Raw genomic sequence first — 21,422 nt, 5'->3', positions numbered from 1 at the left:
GCAGGCAACCCCGCCCGCTCGATCGCGACCACCCGCCCAACGCCAGCTCCTCAGCCGCGGCGCTCCCCAGCGGCGCCGGAGGGAACTTAGGCGATGAGGGTGAGCAGTAGAACTACGGTGTCTCGGGAATCTGCCAACGCGACCGCGACTCGGACGGATTCAACAGACCATGTTGCAGCCGCGCCACGGTTTTGCCGAATACCATTCCCATCCCGCGCATGCGGACATGTCAGATCGTCCGCTCATATGGACGGCCGTTCACATCAAGGACTGGTCACCGACCTCGTGGCGCCAGCAAAGCCTCAATAGTTGCTTGGAGACGAGCCATTCGGAATGCCGTCGATCGGGCATTCGTCGGTCCCCGGCGTCGAGCGGGTCATCGCCTCGACCATGTCGCGCGTGCCTTCGGGATCCTTGATCCAGTTCTTGTAGAAATCATAGGGACATGCCGCGACGCCGCGCGGGCTATCGCCGGAATTGATCATGCCGGTGTAGCCACGGTGGACCAGCTTGTAGAGATGGTTCTGCGACTGGCCGTTGCGGCGCGCGTCGCGAATCAGATGCTTCGAGAGCTGCGCGTATTGGATGCCGTAATCCTCCTCGCCGCATTCGCCGAGCGTGCGGCCGTCGAAGCCGATGATCGCGGAGTGACCGAAATACGAGTAGACGCCGTCGAAGCCGGCGGCATTGGCGACCGCGACATAGACGTTGTTGGCCCAGGCCATCGCTTTCGAGATCAGAACCTGCTGCTCCTTGGCGGGATACATGTAGCCCTGGCAGCGCACGATCAGCTCGGCGCCCTTCATGGCGCAGTCACGCCAGATCTCCGGAAAATTGCCGTCATCGCAGATGATCAGGCTGACCTTCATGCCCTTCGGGCCTTCGGAGACATAGGTGCAATTGCCGGGATACCAGCCCTCGATCGGCACCCACGGCATGATCTTGCGGTACTTCTGGACGATCTCGCCCTTGTCGTTCATCAGGATCAGCGTGTTGTACGGCGCCTTGTGCGGATGCTCCTCGTGACGCTCGCCGGTGAGCGAGAACACGCCCCACACTTTCGCCTTGCGGCAGGCCTCGGCGAAGATGGCCGTCTCTTCACCGGGCACCGAGCACGCCGTCTCGTACATCTCCTTGGAGTCGTACATGATGCCTTGCGTCGAATATTCCGGGAAGATCACCAGATCCATGCCGGGCAGACCGGCCTTCATGCCCACCAGCATGTCGGCGATCTTGCGGGCGTTATCGAGCACCTCGGCCTTGGTGTGCAAGCGGGGCATCTTGTAGTTGACGACCGCGACGCCGACCGTGTCGTTGCTGCTGGAAATGTCGCCGTGAAGCATTTTGAGCGCTCCTGTCTTTTGTTTGTTCGAGGTCTTCGCACTAGTGGCTGATCATCCAGGGCCGCGCGGTCGGAAAGCCCTTGGCGCCGCTCTTGGTCTTGGTCACCAGCCGTGCCGGTTTCTTGCTGTCCGCCGAGCCCTTGTCCTTGAGCGTCTTTCCCGAGGAGCAGCAGCCACAGCCGGGGCCGTGCGAGGCCTTGTATTGCGCCAGCGTCTGCGGCGCATGCGAGCTGCGCTCGTTGACGGCGTGCGCCTTGCGCTTGTCTGACGGCATGCAGAAAAAATTCGGCGCGGTCAGGATCACCCGAGGCGCCATGGTCTCGCAATGCGGGCAGCTTTGCGGATCGTCGCATTCGGCCATCGGGCGCAGATCCTTGAACGGACCGCAATCGTCACAGAGATATTCGTAGACCGGCATCGTTGATTCCTACGCATTTGGTGACCGCTTGTGCGGAAACAGTCCCTCTCCCCGCGAGAACGGGGAGAGGGAGCGCTGCCGTCACTTGTCCGGCGAGATCGGCATCTGGATGTCGCCGGTGATGTGCTTGATGGGCCCGGCTGCCGACGGCATCACGTCGAAGTCGAAGATCTCGGTCGGCAGCCATAGCGTGGCGCAGGCATTGGGCACGTCGACCACGCCGGAGATGTGGCCCTGGCACGGCGCAGTGCCGAGGATCGAATAGGCCTGGGCGCCGGAGTAGCCGAACTTCTTCAGATACTCGATCGCATTGAGGCAGGCCTGGCGGTAGGCGATGTGGACGTCGAGATAATGCTGCTTGCCGGCCTCATCCACCGAGATGCCCTCGAAGATGAGATAGTCCTTGTAATTCGGCGTGATCGGCGACGGCTTGAAGATCGGATTCTTGATGCCGTATTTGGCCATGCCGTCCTTGATCACCTCGACCTTCAGATGCAGCCAGCCGGCCATCTCGATGGCGCCGCAGAAGGTGATCTCGCCGTCGCCCTGGCTGAAGTGCAGATCGCCCATCGAAAGTCCCGCGCCGGGCACATAGACCGGGAAGTAGATCTTCGAGCCACGCGAGAGATCCTTGATGTCGCAATTGCCGCCATGCTCGCGCGGCGGCACGGTGCGCGCACCTTCCGCGCCGATCTTGGCCTTGACGTCTCCCTTGGCGCGTCCGCCATGGGCGGTCGGCGCGAATGGCGGATTGGCGAGGCCGGGCACGCGGGTCGGGTTGGTCGAGATCAGCTCGGCTTCGCGCTTGTTCCAGGTGTCCAGCATCTTCGGATCGGGCAGACAGCCGATCAGGCCGGGATGAATGAGGCCGGCGAAATTGACGCCGGGCACGTGGCGCGACGAGGTGTAGAGGCCCTTGATGTCCCAGATCGACTTCTGCGCCAGCGGGAAATGGTCAGTGAGGAAGCCGCCGCCATTCTGCTTGGAGAAGAAGCCGTTGAAGCCCCACAGGCTCTCCTTGAGCGGGCCGACGTCGAGAAGGTCAACGACGAGCAGGTCGCCGGGCTCGGCGCCCTTGACGCCGATCGGGCCGGACAGGAAGTGCACGATCGACAGGTCGATATCGCGCACGTCATCGGCGGAATCGTTGTTCTTGATGAAGCCGCCGGTCCAATCATAGGTCTCGATGATGAAATCGTCGCCGGGATTGACCCAGGCCACGATCGGGATGTCGGGGTGCCAGCGGTTGTGCACCATGTCATTATCGTAAGCCGACTTGGTGAGATCGACCTTGATCAGTGTCTCTGGCATCGAGATGCTCCCCTTTTACACGGTTGGTTAGACGGACAGATATTTCGAGACCTGAGCGGCATCGACGGCGTCGCGCGGGTCGTCGCGAACGATCTCGCCGTTCTCGATCACCAGCACACGGTCGGCGATCTCAAGCGCGAAGCTCAGCACCTGCTCTGACACGACGATCGAGAGGCCCTTCTCGTCGCGGATGCGCTTCAGGGTGCGTGCCATCTCCTTGATGATCGAGGGCTGGATGCCTTCGGTCGGCTCATCCAGCAGCAGAACTTTCGGCTTCGTCGCGAGTGCGCGGGCGATGGCGAGCTGTTGTTGCTGGCCGCCCGAGAGATTGCCGCCGCGACGGCCTTTCATTTCCAGCAGCACCGGGAATAATTCGTAGATGTCGCCGGGCACCTCGGATTCACCCGCGACGACGAGCCCGGTCTCAATGTTCTCCTTCACCGTCATGGTCGAGAAGATCATGCGGCCCTGAGGCACATAGGCGAGGCCCTTGGCGACGCGCTCATAGCTCCTGAGGCCGCCGAGCTCGGCGCCATCCATGGTCACCGAGCCGCTCTTCGCCGGCAGGATGCCCATCAGTGACTTCATCAGCGTGGTCTTGCCCATGCCGTTGCGGCCCATGATCGCCACGATCTCGTTGGGCGCGACCTTGACGTTGAGCCCGTGCAGCACCTCGCTCTGGCCGTAGGCGACGTGGAGGTCGGAGATTGCCAGCATTAGTACGCCTCCTGGGCTCGATATGTCTTCTTCCTTCTCCCCTTGTGGGAGAAGGTGGCGCGGACGCAGTCCGCGACGGATGAGGGGTCTGCATCCGCGAATGCGAGAAGCAGTTTGACTCGCGGAGAGATACCCCTCACCCGGATCGCCTGCGCGATCCGACCTCTCCCACAAGGGGAGAGGTGCACCGGCGTTGCCGCGACAGGCTCGCTCGACGTCATGTCTCAGTGACCCAGATAGACTTCGATGACCTTGGGATCGTTCTTGACCTTCTCCATGGTCCCCTCCGAGAGGATCTGGCCCTGGTGAAGCACGGTGACCTTGTGGGCGATGTCTTCGACGAACTTCATGTCGTGCTCGATCACCAGCACCGAGCGGTTCTTGATGATGCGGTTGAGCAGCTCGGCGGTCTTGGTGCGTTCGGACACGCTCATGCCGGCGACGGGCTCGTCGAGCATCAACAGGTCCGGATCCTGGATCAGCAGCATGCCGATCTCGAGCCACTGCTTCTGGCCGTGGCTGAGCTCGTCGGCATAGGTGTTGAGCTTGTCCTTGAGGAAGATCATCTCCGCGACCTCCTCGACCCGATCCTTCACGAGCTGATCGCGCTGGAAGGTCAGCGAGCCGAACACGGTGCGACCGCGCGGAAACGAGATTTCGAGGTTCTCGAACACGGTGAGGTCCTCGAAGACCGACGGCGTCTGGAATTTGCGCCCGACGCCGGTCTGCACGATCTCGTTCTCCCTCATCTTCGTGAGCTCCTTGCCACGAAACTGAATCGAGCCCGAGGTCGCCTTGGTCTTGCCGCAGATCAGGTCGAGCACCGTGGTCTTGCCGGCACCGTTGGGACCGATGATGACGCGGATCTCGTTCTCCTCGACGTAGAAGGATAGATCGTTCACCGCCTTGAACCCGTCGAACGAGACGGTCAGGCCGGAGACGGCGAGCAGGAAGTCCTTGGGCTGGTGTCCGACGAGCATGATTGATCCCCTCACTCTGCCGGTGCGCCGTCGGCGACCGAATTGTCTTTCCAGTCCGACTTCGGCTTGCGCGAGGCGAACAGCCAATCGATGCGCGGCTGCACGTAGTCGGCCCACAGCCCGGACAGACCGTTCGGGAAGGCGAGCACGACCGCGATGAACAGCGCGCCGAGGCCGAACAGCCAGAGCTGCGGGAAGGATTCCGACAGGCTGGTCTTGGCGAAGTTCACCAGGATCGCGCCCCAGATCGCGCCGAAGATCGACATGCGCCCGCCGACCGCGGTGTAGATCACCATCTCGATCGACGGCACGATGCCGACGAAGGACGGCGACATGAAACCGACGTTGAGCGCAAACATGGCGCCGCCGATCGCTGCGAAGACCGCGGCCATGCAGAAGGCGAAGATCTTGAAATTGGCGACGCTGTAGCCGGAGAAGCGGACGCGATCCTCCTGTTCGCGCATCGCCACCAGAATGCGGCCGAGCTTGGTCAGGCGGATGAACTGCGCGATGCCGATGCAGGCGAACAGCAGCACCACCTCGACGAAGTAGAGGATGATCTTGGCGTGGTCGGGCCGGATGTCCCACCCCTTGAGGGTGCGTAGGTCGGTCATGCCGTTGATGCCGCCGGTGTAGCCCTGCTGACCCACGATGAGGATGGTGAGAATGGCGGCGACGGCCTGGGTGATGATCGCGAAATAGGTGCCGCCGACGCGGCGCTTGAACATCGCGGTGCCGATGATCAGGGCGAACAGGCCGGGGACCAGGATGATGGCGAGGATCGTGAAGGTGAGGCTGTGAAACGGCTGCCAGAACAACGGCAACGACGTGATCTGATTCCAGTCCATGAAATCGGGAATGCCGGGCGTCGACTGGATCTTGGTGTTCTCGACGCTGGAGGCTTCCAGCTTGAGGAACATCGCCATGCAATAGCCGCCAAGGCCGAAGAACACGCCCTGCCCCAGGCTCAAAATGCCGCCATAACCCCAGCAGAGCACGAGGCCGAGTGCGACGAAGGCGTAGGTCAGATATTTCGCGACCAGATTGAGACGGAACACGTCCAGCGTCAGCGGCAGGATCACGAACAGCACTGCGGCGAGCGCAATGAAACCCATGAGCTCGGATCGATTGAAGAAGCGTGAGTTGATCATGACTTGCCTGCTTCTTGTTATTTGCGGACCTTGAGGGCGAAGAGACCCTGCGGCCGCAGCATCAGGATGCCGACGACAGCGAGCAGCGTGAGCACCTTGGCCATCGAGCCCGACATGAAGAACTCGAGCGTCGACTGCGTCTGCGAGATCGAGAAGGCCGAGGCGATGGTGCCGAGCAGGCTCGCGGCGCCGCCGAACACGACGACCAGAAACGTATCGACGATGTAGAGCTGGCCCGACGTCGGCCCGGTCGAGCCGATCATGGTGAAGGCGCTGCCGGCGACACCCGCGATGCCGCAGCCGAGGCCGAAGGTGTAGCGATCGACCTTCTCGGTGTTGATGCCGACGGCGCCGGCCATGATGCGGTTCTGCACGACGGCACGCACCTGGCGGCCCCAGCGCGATTTGTACATCACGTAGGCGACCGAGATGGTGATCAGCACCGTGAGACACATCACGAAGACGCCGTTGATCGGCACTTCGATGCTCTCAGTGACGTGCAGCGAGCCGAGCATCCATTGCGGCAGCTCGACACCGACCTCGCGCGCGCCGAACACGGAGCGATAGCCCTGCTGCAGCATCAGGCTGAGACCCCAGGTGGCGAGCAGCGTGTCGAGCGGACGTTTGTAGAGGTGGCGTATCAGCGCCCATTCCACCAGCATGCCCAGCGCGCCGGATGCCACGAAGGCCAGGATCATCGCGAGGAAGAAATAGCCGCTGAACAGGCTGGGCAAATAGGCCTGGAACAGATTGGAGGTCATCCAGGTGACGTAGGCCCCGAGGATCATGAACTCGCCATGGGCCATGTTGATGACGCCCATCTGGCCGAAGATGATGGCGAGCCCGAGCGCCATCAGGACGTAGACCGAGAACAGGATCAGTCCTGCAAAGCCCTGCATGACGAAGATCGAGCCGAGATCACCAAGCGAGTAGTCGCCGAACATCGATGTCCTCCGTCAGGGATAAGGGTCCCGCGTCGCGAGCAGGTTCGCGACGCGGGGGTCTTGGGCGTGGATTTGCGGTCCACGCCAGGGAGCGGGTTGTGCTGAGGGCAGCGCGGCCGGGTTGCGCTTACTGGTAGCCCTTCGGGAACGGATCGGGCTCGACGAGATCGGCGGTCTCGAAGATCAGCTCGAACTGGCCATCGAGCTTGGCGCGGCCGACGCGGGTCTTCGACCAGAGGTGATGGTTCTCGTGAATGCGCACATAGCCTTCCGGCGCCCCCTTGAACTCGACGCCGGGCGAGGCCGCGGCGATCTTGTCGACGTCGAAGGAGCCGGCCTTCTCGACCGTCAATTTCCACAGCCACGGGCCGAGATAGGCAGCCTGGGTGACGTCTCCGATGACGGTCTTCTCGCCCCACATCTTCTTGAACGCCGAGACGAAGGCCTTGTTGTTGGCATTGTCGAGCGACTGGAAGTACTTCATGCAGGCATAGGCGCCGGCAATGTTCTCGCCGCCGATGCCGTCGATTTCGTCCTCGGTCACCGAGATCGTCAGCAGCGCCTGCTTGGAGAGGTCGATGCCGGCAGCCTTGAGCTGCTTGTAGAACGCCACGTTCGAGCCGCCGACGACGTCGGTGAAGATGACGTCGGGCTTGGTCAGCTTGATCTTGTTGATGACCGAATTGAACTGGGTGTTGCCGAGCGGATAATATTCCTCGCCGACAACCTTGCCCTTCAGCACGTTCTCGACGTGCTTGCGCGCGATCTTGTTCGAGGTGCGCGGCCAGATGTAGTCGGAGCCAATGAAGAAGAACGACTTCGCGCCCTTCTCCTTGGCGATCCAGTTCAGGCCGGCGAGGATCTGCTGGGTCGCCTCCTGACCGGTGTAGATGACGTTCTTGGACTGCTCGAGGCCTTCATAGAAGGTCGGGTAATAGAGCATGCCGTTGTACTGCTCGACCACCGGCAGCACCGCCTTGCGCGAGGCCGAGGTCCAGCAGCCCATGATGGCCGCGACCTTGTCGTTGACCAGGAGCTTCTTGGCCTTTTCCGCGAAGGTCGGCCAATCGCTGGCGCCGTCTTCCTGGATGAACTTGATCTTGCGCCCGAGCACGCCGCCCGCGGCGTTGATCTGCTCGATGGCGAGCTTCTCGGCCTGGATCGAGCCGGTCTCGGAGATCGCCATGGTGCCGGTCGCCGAATGCAGGATGCCGACGGTCACCTCGGTGTCGGTGACCGCAAGACCCGTGGTGTTGACCGCCGAGGTCGCCGGCGCCTGGGCGAATGACGCCCGCGGCAGCATCGTGATGGCCGGCACGGCGGCCATTCCCATCAATAATTTGCGCCGAAGCGGCGACAACAGGCCCTTGTTTGCTTCGTCCGACATGAGCACCCCACTTTTGTTCGAGAACACGCGATTGGTGCGGTGAGGATGGCTCGGATTTATGCAGCGTAAGCATACGCAAGATCGCGTATACTGCACCGCAAAATGCCGACGTAGGCTTTTGGTACGGAATTTGCGAGGGCACGGGGTCCGTATCGGGAGTGGGGTAGAGCGTGGCAGGGCGGCAGCGAATAGACCGCGTCAGGCGCCAGTACAATCAGTGGGTCGCCAACCAGACGCTTGAGGACTACGCGCTGCGCTTCACGGCCAAGAGCGCACGCCGCTGGTCCGCCGCCCGGGTCGCCAACACCGCGCTCGGCGCAATCTCGTTCCTGGCGATGGAGGCGATCGGCGGCACCATCACCCTGAACTATGGCGTCACCAACGCGACCGCCGCCATCCTCGTGGTTTCCCTCATTATCTTCTGCTGTGGCGTGCCGATCGCCTATTATGCCGCCAAATGCGGCATCGACATCGATCTGCTGACGCGCGGCGCCGGTTTCGGCTATATCGGCTCGACCGTCACCTCGCTGATCTACGCGTCCTTCACTTTCATCTTCTTTGCAATCGAGGCCGTAATCCTCGCCTCGGCGCTCGAGATGTGCTTCGGGATCCCGCGGCCGATCGGCTATCTGATCAGTGCCGTCGTCATCATCCCGCTGGTGGCCTACGGCATCACGCTGATCAGCCGCTTCCAATTGTGGACGCAGCCGCTGTGGATCGTGCTCCACATCATTCCGTTCGCGGCGATCGCCTGGCACAATCCGCACTCCTTCACGGAATGGCGCAAATTCTCGGGCGAGCACGGCGATCTCAACGGCCAATTCGACCTGCTCCTGTTCGGAGTCGCGGCCTCGGTGGTGTTTTCGCTGGTGGCGCAGATCGGCGAGCAGGTCGACTTCCTGCGCTTCCTGCCGCGCGACCGCCGCGCGTCCAGGGCCTCCTGGTGGATCGCGCTGATGAGCGCGGGACCGGGCTGGATCGTGCTCGGCGCGCTGAAACTGCTGGCGGGCTCGTTCCTCGCCTTCTTCGCGCTCAGCCATGGGGTGCCGCCCGAGGAGGCCGCCGAACCCGCGCATATGTATCTCGAAGCGTTCCGCTATGTGCTGTCGCAGCCTGACCTTGCGCTGGCATTGACCGGCACGTTCGTGATCCTGTCGCAGGTGAAGATCAACGTCACCAACGCCTATGCCGGCTCGATCGCCTGGTCGAACTTCTTCTCGCGCCTGACCCACAGCCATCCCGGCCGCGTGGTCTGGCTGGTCTTCAACGTCATCGTGGCGCTGCTGCTGATGGAGATCGGCGTCTACAAGGCCCTGGAGCAGACGCTGGCGCTCTATTCCAACGTCGCGATCGCCTGGGTCGGGGCGCTGGTCGCCGATCTCGTCGTCAACAAGCCGCTGGGCTTGAGGCCGGAGCAGATCGAGTTCAAGCGCGCGCATCTCTACGACGTCAATCCTGTCGGCGTCGGCGCGATGACGATCGCGACCATCGTCTCCATCAGCGCCTTCTACGGCTTGTTCGGACCTACCGCGAAGGCGCTGTCGGCTTTCATCGCGCTCGCGGTCGCCTTCATCGCCGCACCGCTGATCGCCTGGGCCACGGACGGCAAGTACTACATCGCGCGCAAGCCGAAGCGGAGCTGGCAGAACCTCGAGGCGATCCAGTGCTGCATCTGCGAGCACGCGTTCGAGCCGGAGGACATGGCGTCCTGCCCCGCTTACGCCGGGCCGATCTGCTCCTTGTGCTGCTCGCTCGACGCCCGCTGCCACGATCTCTGCAAGCCGCACGCCCGGATCCAGGTGCAGGTGTCGGAGACGCTGGGCAAGCTGATGCCGCAGCCGATCTATGCGCGGATCAACTCGCAGCTCGGCCAGTATATCGGCGTGTTCGCAGTCTCCGCCGGCCTCGTCGCGCTGGTGCTGGGCCTGATCTATCTGCAGACCTCGGCGAGTGTGCATGGCGAGAATGCGCTGGTCTCCGACGTGCTGTGGAAGGTGTTCTTCTCGCTGAGCATCATCATCGGCGTGGTGGCCTGGCTGTTCGTGCTGGCGCAGCAGAGCCGCCGCGCGGCCGAGGCCGAGACACGGCGGCAGACCACGCTGCTGATCCAGGAGATCGACGCCCACAAGCGCACCGACGCCGAGCTCCAGCGTGCCAAGGAGGTCGCCGAATCCGCCAACCTCGCCAAGAGCCGCTACGTCGTGGGCTTGAGCCACGAGTTGCGCTCGCCGCTGAACGCGATCAGCGGCTATGCGCAGCTGCTCGAGCAGGATACGACGCTGAGCACCAAGCCGCGCGACCAGGTCCGCGTCGTCCGCCGCAGCGCCGACCACCTCTCCGGCCTGATCGACGGCATTCTGGACATCTCCAAGATCGAGGCGGGACGGCTGTATCTGTCGCGCGACGAGGTGCGCCTCAGCGAATTCCTCGATCAGCTCGTCGGCATGTTCCGCCTTCAGGCCGCAGCCAAGGGCATCGACTTCGTGTTTCGTCGGCCGCCACATCTCCCTCTCGTCGTCTATGCCGACGAGAAGCGGCTGCGTCAGGTGCTGATCAATTTGCTCTCCAACGCGATCAAGTTCACCCAGACCGGCAGCGTGCAGTTCGTCGTGCATTATCGCAGCCCCGTCGCCGAGTTCGAGGTGATCGATACCGGTCCGGGCATCCGGAACGACGATCTCGAGCGCATCTTCGCGCCCTTCGAGCGCGGCGCGCTCGGTGTCTCGCAGCCGCAGACCGGTACCGGGCTCGGCCTCACCATCAGTCGGCTGCTCGCCGGTGTGATGGGCGGCGATATCAAGGTCTTGAGCACGGTCGGCGCCGGCTCGACGTTCAAGGTCAAGATCCTGTTGTCGGAGGTCGCCAACCCGCAGCGCATTGCGCCGGTGGAGGCCCCGGTCTCCGGGTATCACGGCGCGCGCAAGACCATCCTCATCACCGACGACGATCCCGTGCATCGCGACCTGCTGCGCGAGGTGCTGACGCCGCTCGGCTTCATCCTGCTCAGCGCGCCCGACGGACCCGGCTGCCTCGCGCTGGCGCAACATTGCCGGCCCGATCTGTTCCTGCTCGACATCTCGATGCCCGCCATGGACGGCTGGGCCGTGGCGGAGGCCTTGCGCGCCAGCGGCCATCACCAGGCGCGGATCCTGATGGTGTCGGCGAGCGCCATCGAGGCTCACGGTGCGCCGCTGGCGCAACCCTTTCACGACGGCTATTTGATGAAGCCGATCGACATCCCGCGGCTGCTGGAGGCAATCCGCCAGCTCCTGAAGCTCGAGTGGCAGTACGGCTCGGACGAAATCGCGGTGCCATTCTGGCGGCCGGAGAGCGGATCGAAGCCGCCGGTGCGGCACATCGAGGCGCTGATCGGGCTCGGCCGGATCGGCTACGTCAAGGGCATCCAGTTGAAGCTGGACGAGATCGGCAACGAGCACCCGGAGCATGCCGACTTCGTGGCGCAGATGCGGTCGCTGGTCGACCGCTTCGATCTCGACCAGTACATGGACACATTGAAGACATTGCATGCGCATGAGCATTGAGTCGAAGAAGCGCGACGTCGCGCTCGTTGTGGATGACTCGCCCGAAACGCTTCGGCTGCTGACCGATGCGCTCGACGGCGCCGGCATGACCGTCATGGTGGCGCTCGATGGCGCGGCCGCAATGCGCATCGTCGACCAGATCACGCCCGACATCGTGCTGCTCGATGCCGTGATGCCGGGCATCGACGGCTTCGAGACCTGCCGCCGGCTCAAGCGGGATGCGGGGCTTGCCAACGTCCCCGTGATCTTCATGACGGGCCTTGCCGAAACCGAGCACATCGTGCGCGGGCTCGAGGCAGGTGGCGTCGACTACGTGACCAAGCCGATCGTGATCGAGGAGATGCTGGCGCGCATCCGCGTCCATCTCGGCAATGCCCGGCTGACGCAGAGCGCGCGCACGGCGCTCGACGTCTCCGGCCGCTTCCTGTTCGCGGTGAACCGCCAGGGCAACGTGCTATGGGCAACGCCGCAGGCGCAGAAGCTGCTGTCCGACCATCATGGCGCACAGGCCGACGATTTCGCCCTGTCGCCGTCGCTGCTGCAATGGCTGGAGCAGGCCAAGACCAAGGGCAGCGCGAAGTCTCCGGCCGCCTGTTTGCCCGACAATCCACAACTCCGGCTCTATTACATGGGCGAGACGGCGCCGAACGAGTTTCTGCTGCGGCTATCCCGGGAGTCCGGCACGGCCCTGCCCCCCGAATTCACCAGCGAGCTCGGCCTCACCACCCGCGAGGGCGAGGTGCTGGCCTGGCTCAGCAAAGGCAAGACCAACCGCGACATCGCGCAGATCCTGGGATTGAGCCCGCGCACCGTCGACAAGCACCTGGAGCAGATCTACGCCAAGCTCGGCGTGGAGAACCGGACGGCGGCCGCGGCGATTGCAGCGAATGCGACGCGGAGGAATTCGTAGGCAGGGCTCGGAATGAGTTGCCACGCCGGCCGACAAACAAACGGTGTCGTCCCGGCGAACGCCGGGACCCATACCGCGTGATCTCTCGATTTGAGCGATCACAATACCGAACGGCGAATCTTCGCCAAACCACTCCCTGTGGTTATGGGTCCCTGCTTTCGCAGGGACGACGGCGGAGTCACGGCGGCGGGTGACCATTCAATGGACCCCTGCCGAACCTCACCCATACACGAACGCCTTGTCGTCCAGATCCGTCTTCGGGATCTCGTCCTTCTCGGTCCAGTAATCCTGGCTGTGCTGCCATTCCGGCTTGTCGCCGCGCTTGGGCAACAGGTCCATGTTGCGCATCATGTAGCCGGGATTGAAGTTCTCGGGATCGATCCAGGGCAGGATCGGCATGTTGTGGTCTTCGGCGCGCAAGCTCACCTCGACTTTCTTCTTGCCCTTCGCTTTCATATGGCCGAGCAGCCGGCAGACGAAATCGGCGACGAGGTCGACGCGCAGTGTCCAGCTGGCGCGGAAATAGCCGAACACCCAGACCATGTTCGGAACGCCCGTGAACATCATGCCGCGATAGGTGACGGTATCGCCGAAGGCGAGAGGCTTGCCGTCGATCTCGAAGGCGATGTCGCCGAGCGCGGCGAGGTTGAAGCCGGTTGCGGTAACGATGACGTCGGCTTCGAGCAGCTTGCCGGATTTGAGCTGAATGCCGTTCTCGACGAAGCACTCGATCTCGTCGGTGACGACGGAGGCCTTGCCGCTGGCAATGCCCTTGAACAAATCCGCATCCGGCACGAAGGCGATGCGCTGTCGCCACGGCCGGTAGCTCGGCGTGAAATGCGTCTCGACGTCGTAATCGGGACCGAGCACCGCGCTGATCTGGCCGATCAGCTCCTTCTTCACCTGCTCGGGCTTGGACACGCAGAGTTTGGTGAAGGCGTCCTGCTCGAACAGGATCTTGCGCCGCACGATCTCGTGGATCCAGGCCTCGTCGACCTGGAGCCGGCGCAGCTCCTCCGCGATCTCGATGGCATTGCGGCCGAGCCGGAAATAGGTCGGCGAGCGCTGCAACATGGTGACGTGTGCGCATTGGTCCGCGATGTTCGGCACCAGCGTCGCCGCGGTCGCGCCCGAGCCGATCACGACCACCTTCTTGCCCGTGAGGTCGATGTCATCAGGCCAGGTCTGGGGATGGACGATCCGGCCCTTGAAGCGGTCCATGCCTTTCCATTGCGGCGTGTAGCCTTCCGAATGGCGATAATAGCCCTGGCACATCCAGAGAAAGTTCGCGGTGAAGGTCCTGGGTTCGCCCGTGTCGGTCGTCACCGCCTCGATGGTCCAGAGATTCTGTTCGCTCGACCAGCTCGCCGAATTGATCTTGTGCTTGTAGCGGATGTGCCTGGCGATATCGTTGTCGTCGATGACCTCTTTCATATAGGAGAGGATTTCCTCGGCGGTCGCGATCGGTGGGCCGACCCAGGGCTTGAAGCTGTAGCCGAAGGTATGGAGATCGCTGTCGGAGCGAATGCCGGGATAGCGATGCGTGCTCCAGGTGCCGCCGAACGTTTCCTGCGTCTCAAGGATGACGTAGCTGGTGCCTGGCAGCTGCTTCTGGATGTGATAGGCGCTGCCGACGCCTGAGATGCCGGCACCGACGATCAGCACGTCGAAATGTTCGGAAGCTTGCTTGGTAGCGGTGTGACCGCGAACAGCGACATTCATTGTTGCTTCTATGCCTTGGTTGTTTTGTGGCCGCCCTTGATGGACGACGCGTTTCCTCCGCGCCGGCATGATCACCCGACGCGCTTCAACCTCAAAATGACATAGATCAAGCCGCGGTCAAATCACAGCGCCGCACCCCAGCTCCGCGCGGTCTGCAAGATCCAGTCGCGGTAGAGCGTGAGCGGCGTGACCCCGGTCAACCCGCCGCAACCGGCGGCGCCGTTCGGCCCCGTGGACCAGCTGATGAGGCCGACGAGCACGGGACCGTTCGGTTTGTCCTCTAATACGGGACCACCGGAATCACCGGTGCAGGCGCCGATTCCATCGCGAACACCGTTGGTTACGGGATCGACCAGCCGGATCTGGAGCGTGCCGGGCTGCCCGGTGGCAACGAGCGCGGCAACGCGCGTGGTGCCGCCGCTCTTGCCGTCACCGCGAACGGTGACGCCAATGCCTGCAATGACGAAACGGCTGCCGACCCGAATTGGAATTTGCGGCATGCCGACCGTCGCCGCGGATTTTCCCTTGAGTGGAATTTCCAGTTGCAGCAAAGCCACGTCGGCTGTGGCACGGTGCGACTGCATCGCCTGCATGTTGAAGTTCGGATGGATCGCGACGGTGCGGACGTTCAGCAATTGCGGCGCACCGTCGGTGCCACGATCGACGACCTTGTAGTCCGCGCCGGGCTGCACACAGTGGGCAACCGTCAGGACCACGCGTGGCGCAATCAAGCTGCCGGTGCAGAAATTGCCGCGCGAGCCGACGATGGTGACGACGGAACGCGCCACGCCATCCGCCTGCGGCGTGCCGCCGCCGACGATGGCCTGCGCGGGCGTGGCGAGCAGCAGCGCGGTCGTGATGAACGTGGCAAGCTTCTTCATGGGAACACGCTTCGGTATTGGCGGCGGAGGATTGCTTCGGACTGGCCCTTGCCGATAGCGCATGCTAGCCCTCTTGGAAAGGAATTGACGAGGGCAGGATAGTGGCGATCGAGGCGGTGATCTTTGATTTTGGCGGCGTGCTGACGAGTTCGCCGTTCGAGGCCTTCGCGCGATTCGAAGCCGAGCGCGGGTTGCCGATCGACATCATCCGGCGGACCAACGCCGCCAACCATCTGGAAAACGCCTGGGCCAAGTTCGAACGCGCCGAGGTCGATATCGACACGTTCGATCATCTGTTCGCCGAGGAATCTCGCGCGCTCGGCGCCGAAGTGCGCGGGCGCGACGTAATATCGCTGCTGCAGGGTGACCTGCGCCCAGAGATGGTGGAGGCGCTAAAGCGCATCAAGGCGCAGTTCAGGACCGGCTGCATCACCAACAACCTTCCGGCCAACGCCATCGGCAGCCTGACCGGGCGCTCGCTTTACATCGCCGAAGTCATGGTGCTGTTCGACCACGTCATCGAATCCGCCAAGATCGGCCTGCGCAAGCCCGACCCGCGCATCTATCAGATGATGGTGGAGACGCTGAAGGTCGATCCGAAGAGGTGCGTCTATCTCGACGATCTCGGCGTCAACCTGAAACCCGCGCGCGAGATGGGCATGACCACGATCAAGGTGACGAGCGGCGCGCAGGCCATCGCCGAGCTGGAGAAGGCGACGGGGTTGAAGCTGGCCTAGGTACCTCGTCGGAGCGAGGCACAAAGCCGTAGGGTGGGCAAAGGCGCGCAGCGCCGTGCCCACGTTCTTTCTCGATCGCCACCGATCGTGGGCACGCTACGCTTTGCCCACCCTACGAGACCTACTCCGCCGCGGCAGCGATCCGCTCCGGAAATGCCGCTGCCAGCGAGGCACGATCCGGCTTCAGCACGCCGCGCTCGGTGATGAGGCCGGTCACGAGCCGCGCCGGCGTCACGTCGAAGGCGTAATTCGCGACCGGCGATCCCTCGGGCACGATGCGCACTGTCTCCAGCCTTCCATCCGCGGTGCGGCCGGTCATGTCGGTCACCTCGACGCCGCTGCGCTGCTCGATCGGAATGTCACGAATGCCGTCATGGACCGCGAAATCGATCGTCGGAGACGGCAGCGCGACGTAGAACGGCACGCCGTTGTCGTGAGCGGCGAGCGCCTTCAGATAGGTGCCGATCTTGTTGCAGACGTCGCCATTGGCGGCGACGCGATCGGTGCCGACGATGGCGAGATCGACCATGCCGTGCTGCATCAGATGGCCTCCGGTGTTGTCCGGGATGACCGTGTGCGGCACGCCGTGATGGCCGAGCTCCCAGGCGGTGAGCGAGGCACCCTGATTGCGCGGACGAGTCTCGTCGACCCAGACATGGATCTTGATGCCGCGCTCATGCGCGAGATAGATCGGCGCCGTCGCCGTGCCCCAATCGACGGTGGCGAGCCAGCCGGCATTGCAATGCGTCAGCACGTTGACCGTCTCGCCCGGCTTTTTCGCTGCGATCGCCTCAATCAGCTTCAGCCCGTTGCCGGCAATGCCGCGGTTGATCTCGACATCCTGCTCGACGATCTCGTCGGCGCGCGCATAGGCCGCCTCTGCCCTTTCAACGGGATCGATCGGCGCGAGCGCCATGCGCATCTCGTCCAGCGCCCATTTCAGATTGATCGCCGTCGGTCGCGCCACCACGAGCGTCTCGTAAGCGCGCTTCAAACCGGCGTCGGAGGCGTCCTCGCGCATCGCGAGCGCCATGCCGTAGGCGGCGGTCGCGCCGATCAGCGGCGCGCCGCGCACCAGCATGTCGCGGATCGCGACGGCTGCGTCTTCAGACGAGGTCAGCTTGGCGATGACGAACTCGTGGGGCAAGCGGCGCTGGTCGATCGCACCGACCGACCAGCCGTCACGCTCGCGCCAGATGCTGCGAAAATGCTTGCCGTCGACCTTCATGGCATTCTGCCTTCTCGTCTGTCTTGCGCCTCAACCGCGCAGGATGCGCCCAGCCACCGCATCGAGCTTCTTCAGAAGTTCGGGATCGCGCGCTTCGGGCGCCGTGATCAGCGCGGTGTCGAGCGCCCGGTCCGAACCGATCGGGCACGGCTCATGCTCGCGCGGAAAGTCCTTGGCCAGTCGCGCCACCAGCGCTTTCGCCTTGTCGGCGTTCGAGGTCAAGACGCGGATGATGTCCTGCACGGTGACGGCGTCGTGATCGGGATGCCAGCAATCGAAATCCGTCACCATCGCCACGGTGGCGTAGCAGATCTCCGCCTCACGTGCGAGCTTGGCTTCCGGCATGTTGGTCATGCCGATCACCGAATAGCCCAGCGTCTTGTAGGTCATGCTCTCGGCATATGTCGAGAATTGCGGCCCTTCCATGCAGACATAGGTTCCACCGCGCCCGATCGCGATGCCTTCGGCTTCGGCTGCCGCGGCAAGATGAATGCGCAGGCGCGGCGAGACGGGATGCGCCATCGACACATGCGCGACGCAGCCTCGTCCGAAGAACGAGCTCTCGCGCTTGTGGGTGCGGTCGACGAACTGGTCGACGAGAACGAAAGTTCCGGGCGGCAGCTCCTCCTTGAAGGAGCCGCAGGCCGATAACGAGATCAGGTCGGTGACACCGGCGCGCTTCAGCACGTCGATATTGGCGCGATAATTGATGTCGGAGGGGGAGAGGCGGTGGCCCTTGTCGTGGCGCGGCAGGAACACCACCGGCAGGCCGGCAATGGTGCCGCGTCTCAAAGGCGCCGACGGCTCGCCCCAGGGGCTCTCGATCACCTCTTCGCGCGCACCCTCGAGACCCGGCAGGTCATAGATGCCGGAGCCACCGATGATGCCCAATACCGCCTGAGTCATGCCTGCTCCACCCGTTCGCCACGTACGACATGGTTAAGCTATGCCAGCTTTGCGACGGTTTTGGAACGGGGTGGTGGGAAGATGCCGGGGGTGTGAGGGGCGGAAGGTGCGCGCTAGGCACTCAGTGTCGTCCCTGCGAACGCAGGGACCCATAACCACAGGCCGTGGTTTGGCGAAGACTCGTCGTTCGGTACTGTGACCGTCAAAGGTCGATAGATTCCGCGGTATGGGTCCCTGCGTTCGCAGGGACGACAGTTGTGGTTTTGGCTTATGCCGCGTTCGCCAGCTGCAACTGCTTCGCCACCATCCGCTCCAGCGTCTCGACGGACTGGAAATTCTCCGGCGTGATCTCCGATTGCGGGATGGTGAAGTCGAACTCGGCCTCGACGCCGAGCATCAGATTGACCATGTCCATCGAGGTCAGGCCGACGTCGACGAGCTTGGCAGACGGCGTGACGTCGGCGCTGAGCGAATTCTGCTCGAGGACACCCTTCACCAGCTTGATGATGCGATTGCGCAATTCGGTATCAAAGGCTTGCATCGGCAAATTCCCGTCTGTCTGTCAAAACTCGGACCGGCTTCCGGCTACGATGGGCACGGCCTGCCGGGCCCGCAATGGGCGACATCAATACTTCGCGTTTCTTAGTAAACGATGACTCAGATTGTCCGGAATTCGTCCCTACTTCCAGATTCCTAACGCGATGTCCGAAAACCGGGCGATGCAAACAACCGGACCTTAACTGTTCGTTCGGAATTTGACTTTGTTTACCCTCTATTTCATCGACGAATTTGAATTAAATCCGTAGCCTCGTCTCACAAGCAAAGATAGCCGGAGGATCGCTTACGCGCATCGCGAATGATGCCGGCGATCTCGAACGGCAAACCGGAGGCGGACGAGTATGAACGTGCGTGAAGCAGTCCTCACTGTCGACGAAACACCGACGAGCTTCCTCGAGCAGGGTCCCTCCCTGATCGAACGCGCCGCCCGGACCGCGTCCGCCGCGGCGGCCGACGCCGACGGCGTCGATCGCGACGCCCGTTTCCCGCACAAGGCTTTCGAGATCGCGCGCGAGCAGAAGCTGCTCGGCGTCATGATCCCGGTCGAGTACGGCGGCTTCGGCGCCTCCATCTACGACGTCACCGACATCTGCTACACGCTCGGACGCGCCTGCGCCTCGACCGCGATGATCTACGCGATGCACCAGACCAAGGTCGCCTGCGTCGTCAGGCACGGCCACGGCATCCCCTGGATGGAAACCATGATGCGCCGGGTCGCCCGCGACCAGTGGCTGCTCGCCTCCTCCACCACCGAAGGCCAGAACGGCGGCAATATCCGCGCCAGCGCCGCCGCCGTCGACCACGCCGGCGACACCGTCTCGCTGGTGCGCGATGCCACCGTGATCTCCTACGGCGCGGAAGCCGACGGCCTCGTCACCATTGCCCGCCGCGCCAACGAGGCCGCAGCCTCCGATCAGGTCCTGCTGGCACTCGCCAAGGACGATTATTCGCTGAAGCGGACGCTGGGTTGGGAAACACTGGGCATGCGCGGCACCTGCTCGACCGGTTTCGAGCTGAAGGTCGATTGCCCCGCCGACCGCGTCTTCCCGGAATCCTATGACAAGATCCACGCCCAGACCATGACGCCGTTCGCGCATCTGTGCTGGTCGTCGGCCTGGGCCGGAATCGCCGCCGCAGCCGTGACCCGCGCGCAGGCCTTCGTCCGCAAGGCCGCGCGCTCTTCCGGCGGCCAGATGCCGCCGGCCGCAGCTCACTTCACCGCCGCCAAGATGTCGCTGGCCAAGCTGCGCGCGCTGATCGCTGCCAACACCGACGCTTTCGCCCGCGCCGAGCATGACGAGCGGGCCCTCGCCTCGCTCGACTTCCAGTCCTCGATCACGCTTCTGAAGGTGCAAGCCTCCGAGCTCGCGGTCGAGACCGTGATGCATGCGATGCGCACGGCCGGCCTCTCCGGCTACCGCAACGACGGCGAGTTCACCATGGGCCGGCACCTCCGCGACGTGTTGTCGTCCCCGATCATGATCAACAACGACCGCATTCTGGCCAATGCCGCGACATCGACGCTGATGAGCGGCGTGCCAACCAGCCTTCGCGACTGAATGTTTGACGACCGAACCAACAAGAACAATTTTGAGATAGCAGGACATCGCGACATGAACATTGCCATTCTTCCCGATTCGCCCGCGACCGCACCGCAAATGATCGATCCGCTCGATCATCTCGCCGACAAGCTGTTCCACCGCATGGGCGCCGACGGCGTCTATGCCCGTACCGCGCTCTATGAAGGCATCGTCGAGAAGCTCGCCGCGCTGATCACGAGCCATCGCGAGGCCGGCACCGAAGTGATGCGCTTCCCGCCGGTGATGAGCCGGGCTCAGCTGGAAAAATCCGGCTACCTCAAGAGCTTTCCGAACCTGCTCGGCTGCGTTTGCGGCCTGCACGGGACCGAACGCGAGATCAACGCCGCGGTAAGCCGCTTCGATGCCGGCGGCGACTGGACCACTTCGCTGTCGCCCGCCGACCTCGTGCTGTCGCCGGCCGCCTGCTATCCGGTCTATCCGATCGCCGCGAGCCGGGGCCAGCTGCCTAACGGCGGCCTGCGCTTCGACGTCGCCGCCGATTGCTTCCGCCGCGAACCGTCGAAGCATCTCGACCGGCTGCAATCGTTCCGGATGCGCGAATATGTGTGCATCGGCAGCCCCGACGACGTCGCCGATTTCCGCGAGCGCTGGATGGTGCGCGCACAGAAGATCGCGACCGATCTCGGTCTCACCTTCCGTGTCGACTATGCCAGCGATCCCTTCTTCGGCCGCGTCGGCCAGATGAAGGCGGTGAGCCAGAAGCAGCAGCAGCTGAAGTTCGAGCTCCTCATCCCGCTGCGCTCGGAAGAGCAGCCGACCGCCTGCATGAGCTTCAACTATCACCGCGAGCATTTCGGCACGACCTGGGGCATCCAGGACGCCAATGGCGAACCGGCCCACACCGGCTGCGTCGCCTTCGGCATGGACCGCCTGGCCGTCGCCATGTTCCACACCCACGGCACCGACCTTTCCGCCTGGCCCGCCGAGGTGCGCGACATCCTGGGCCTGCAGCCGTCGTCGACGGTCGGCGCCCATGGCGAAGGTTGGCGCTAACGGCATGAGCCGGAAAAGTGCGAAGCGGTTTTCCGAGATGATCATGCCGAAACAAGAGACTGAACGAGGCCTGTCATTTCCACGGGTAAGACG

The 21,422-nt window shown here is 63.4% G+C and carries 18 protein-coding genes; 5 read left to right on the top strand and 13 right to left on the bottom strand.

The window, feature by feature from the left end; translation table 11 throughout:
* Positions 1-302 precede the first annotated feature (302 nt).
* The 8 genes from SE92_RS25100 to urtA all read right to left on the bottom strand — a co-directional run bounded on the left by SE92_RS25100 (position 303) and on the right by urtA (position 8,251).
* Complete coding sequence (locus SE92_RS25100) at positions 303-1,343, bottom strand: aliphatic amidase (protein ID WP_063199347.1); 1,041 nt, start codon at positions 1,341-1,343, stop codon at positions 303-305.
* A gap of 40 nt (positions 1,344-1,383) precedes the next feature.
* A complete protein-coding gene (locus tag SE92_RS25095; protein WP_063199344.1) occupies positions 1,384-1,761 on the bottom strand; it encodes an FmdB family zinc ribbon protein in 378 nt (125 codons plus the stop codon).
* A gap of 81 nt (positions 1,762-1,842) precedes the next feature.
* A complete protein-coding gene (gene fmdA / locus SE92_RS25090; RefSeq protein ID WP_014491166.1) occupies positions 1,843-3,072 on the bottom strand; it encodes a formamidase in 1,230 nt (409 codons plus the stop codon).
* Positions 3,073-3,099: 27 nt separating this feature from the next.
* Entirely contained in the window at positions 3,100-3,789 is a 690-nt protein-coding gene (urtE, locus tag SE92_RS25085) for an urea ABC transporter ATP-binding subunit UrtE (RefSeq protein ID WP_063199341.1), read from the bottom strand.
* A gap of 224 nt (positions 3,790-4,013) precedes the next feature.
* Positions 4,014-4,769, bottom strand: a complete 756-nt coding sequence (urtD, locus tag SE92_RS25080; protein WP_063199338.1) for an urea ABC transporter ATP-binding protein UrtD — start codon at positions 4,767-4,769, stop codon at positions 4,014-4,016.
* 11 nt (positions 4,770-4,780) lie between these two features.
* Positions 4,781-5,920 (bottom strand): urea ABC transporter permease subunit UrtC, encoded by a 1,140-nt coding sequence (urtC, locus tag SE92_RS25075; RefSeq protein WP_063199335.1) that lies wholly within the window; start codon positions 5,918-5,920, stop codon positions 4,781-4,783.
* 17 nt (positions 5,921-5,937) lie between these two features.
* Complete coding sequence (gene urtB, locus SE92_RS25070) at positions 5,938-6,864, bottom strand: urea ABC transporter permease subunit UrtB (RefSeq protein ID WP_063199332.1); 927 nt, start codon at positions 6,862-6,864, stop codon at positions 5,938-5,940.
* 127 nt (positions 6,865-6,991) lie between these two features.
* Positions 6,992-8,251 (bottom strand): urea ABC transporter substrate-binding protein, encoded by a 1,260-nt coding sequence (gene urtA / locus SE92_RS25065; RefSeq protein WP_063199330.1) that lies wholly within the window; start codon positions 8,249-8,251, stop codon positions 6,992-6,994.
* A gap of 170 nt (positions 8,252-8,421) precedes the next feature.
* On the opposite strand from urtA, the gene SE92_RS25060 reads away from it, so the two are divergent.
* Positions 8,422-11,793: a hybrid sensor histidine kinase/response regulator gene (locus SE92_RS25060; RefSeq protein WP_063199328.1), complete on the top strand. Its 3,372-nt coding sequence runs from the start codon at positions 8,422-8,424 to the stop codon at positions 11,791-11,793.
* Positions 11,777-12,703, top strand: a complete 927-nt coding sequence (locus SE92_RS25055; protein WP_063199325.1) for a response regulator — start codon at positions 11,777-11,779, stop codon at positions 12,701-12,703. Before SE92_RS25060 ends, SE92_RS25055 begins: the two co-directional genes overlap by 17 nt.
* A gap of 219 nt (positions 12,704-12,922) precedes the next feature.
* On the opposite strand, the gene SE92_RS25050 is transcribed toward SE92_RS25055, so the two are convergent.
* Together SE92_RS25050 and SE92_RS25045 are read right to left on the bottom strand one after the other, a co-directional pair.
* The gene (locus SE92_RS25050; RefSeq protein WP_063199322.1) at positions 12,923-14,425 is read right to left on the bottom strand and encodes a flavin-containing monooxygenase; all 1,503 of its coding nucleotides are present in this window, start codon (positions 14,423-14,425) and stop codon (positions 12,923-12,925) included.
* A gap of 122 nt (positions 14,426-14,547) precedes the next feature.
* Positions 14,548-15,306: a S1 family peptidase gene (locus SE92_RS25045; RefSeq protein WP_063199319.1), complete on the bottom strand. Its 759-nt coding sequence runs from the start codon at positions 15,304-15,306 to the stop codon at positions 14,548-14,550.
* Positions 15,307-15,407: 101 nt separating this feature from the next.
* Between SE92_RS25045 and SE92_RS25040 the strand changes: the two genes are divergently transcribed.
* Positions 15,408-16,043 carry an HAD-IA family hydrolase gene (locus tag SE92_RS25040; RefSeq protein ID WP_063199316.1) on the top strand — a complete coding sequence of 212 codons (636 nt, stop codon included), beginning with the start codon at positions 15,408-15,410 and terminating at the stop codon, positions 16,041-16,043.
* Positions 16,044-16,164: 121 nt separating this feature from the next.
* Here SE92_RS25040 and mtnA read toward each other — a convergent pair whose 3' ends face one another.
* From mtnA to SE92_RS25025, 3 genes are all read right to left on the bottom strand, one after another.
* Positions 16,165-17,271 (bottom strand): S-methyl-5-thioribose-1-phosphate isomerase, encoded by a 1,107-nt coding sequence (gene mtnA / locus SE92_RS25035; RefSeq protein ID WP_063199313.1) that lies wholly within the window; start codon positions 17,269-17,271, stop codon positions 16,165-16,167.
* Positions 17,272-17,301: 30 nt separating this feature from the next.
* A complete protein-coding gene (locus SE92_RS25030; RefSeq protein WP_063199310.1) occupies positions 17,302-18,177 on the bottom strand; it encodes an S-methyl-5'-thioadenosine phosphorylase in 876 nt (291 codons plus the stop codon).
* A gap of 268 nt (positions 18,178-18,445) precedes the next feature.
* The gene (locus SE92_RS25025; RefSeq protein ID WP_063199307.1) at positions 18,446-18,718 is read right to left on the bottom strand and encodes a phosphopantetheine-binding protein; all 273 of its coding nucleotides are present in this window, start codon (positions 18,716-18,718) and stop codon (positions 18,446-18,448) included.
* A 358-nt stretch (positions 18,719-19,076) separates the two neighbouring features.
* Here SE92_RS25025 and SE92_RS25020 point away from each other — a divergent pair, with 358 nt between their 5' ends.
* Both SE92_RS25020 and SE92_RS25015 read left to right on the top strand, forming a co-directional pair.
* The gene (locus SE92_RS25020) at positions 19,077-20,294 is read left to right on the top strand and encodes an acyl-CoA dehydrogenase family protein (protein WP_063199304.1); all 1,218 of its coding nucleotides are present in this window, start codon (positions 19,077-19,079) and stop codon (positions 20,292-20,294) included.
* Between the two features lie 54 nt (positions 20,295-20,348).
* A complete protein-coding gene (locus SE92_RS25015) occupies positions 20,349-21,329 on the top strand; it encodes an amino acid--[acyl-carrier-protein] ligase (protein WP_063203748.1) in 981 nt (326 codons plus the stop codon).
* Positions 21,330-21,422 lie beyond the last annotated feature (93 nt).

Source organism: Bradyrhizobium sp. AT1 (assembly GCF_001590795.1).
Classification (GTDB): domain Bacteria; phylum Pseudomonadota; class Alphaproteobacteria; order Rhizobiales; family Xanthobacteraceae; genus Bradyrhizobium.
The sequence above is the reverse complement of the archived record's forward strand: the minus strand, read 5'-3'. Positions and strand labels throughout refer to the sequence as shown.

Bases quoted from the DNA above. Each gene is read 5' to 3' on its own strand.
- SE92_RS25030 (WP_063199310.1), bottom strand. From the start codon at position 18,177: ATGACTCAGGCGGTATTGGGCATCATCGGTGGCTCCGGCATCTATGAC.
- SE92_RS25055 (WP_063199325.1), top strand. From the start codon at position 11,777: ATGCGCATGAGCATTGAGTCGAAGAAGCGCGACGTCGCGCTCGTTGTG.
- SE92_RS25100 (WP_063199347.1), bottom strand. From the start codon at position 1,343: ATGCTTCACGGCGACATTTCCAGCAGCAACGACACGGTCGGCGTCGCG.
- SE92_RS25020 (WP_063199304.1), top strand. From the start codon at position 19,077: ATGAACGTGCGTGAAGCAGTCCTCACTGTCGACGAAACACCGACGAGC.
- SE92_RS25015 (WP_063203748.1), top strand. From the start codon at position 20,349: ATGAACATTGCCATTCTTCCCGATTCGCCCGCGACCGCACCGCAAATG.
- SE92_RS25025 (WP_063199307.1), bottom strand. From the start codon at position 18,718: ATGCAAGCCTTTGATACCGAATTGCGCAATCGCATCATCAAGCTGGTG.
- urtE (WP_063199341.1), bottom strand. From the start codon at position 3,789: ATGCTGGCAATCTCCGACCTCCACGTCGCCTACGGCCAGAGCGAGGTG.
- SE92_RS25095 (WP_063199344.1), bottom strand. From the start codon at position 1,761: ATGCCGGTCTACGAATATCTCTGTGACGATTGCGGTCCGTTCAAGGAT.
- fmdA (WP_014491166.1), bottom strand. From the start codon at position 3,072: ATGCCAGAGACACTGATCAAGGTCGATCTCACCAAGTCGGCTTACGAT.
- SE92_RS25050 (WP_063199322.1), bottom strand. From the start codon at position 14,425: ATGAATGTCGCTGTTCGCGGTCACACCGCTACCAAGCAAGCTTCCGAA.
- urtA (WP_063199330.1), bottom strand. From the start codon at position 8,251: ATGTCGGACGAAGCAAACAAGGGCCTGTTGTCGCCGCTTCGGCGCAAA.
- SE92_RS25045 (WP_063199319.1), bottom strand. From the start codon at position 15,306: ATGAAGAAGCTTGCCACGTTCATCACGACCGCGCTGCTGCTCGCCACG.
- mtnA (WP_063199313.1), bottom strand. From the start codon at position 17,271: ATGAAGGTCGACGGCAAGCATTTTCGCAGCATCTGGCGCGAGCGTGAC.
- urtD (WP_063199338.1), bottom strand. From the start codon at position 4,769: ATGCTCGTCGGACACCAGCCCAAGGACTTCCTGCTCGCCGTCTCCGGC.
- urtB (WP_063199332.1), bottom strand. From the start codon at position 6,864: ATGTTCGGCGACTACTCGCTTGGTGATCTCGGCTCGATCTTCGTCATG.
- urtC (WP_063199335.1), bottom strand. From the start codon at position 5,920: ATGATCAACTCACGCTTCTTCAATCGATCCGAGCTCATGGGTTTCATT.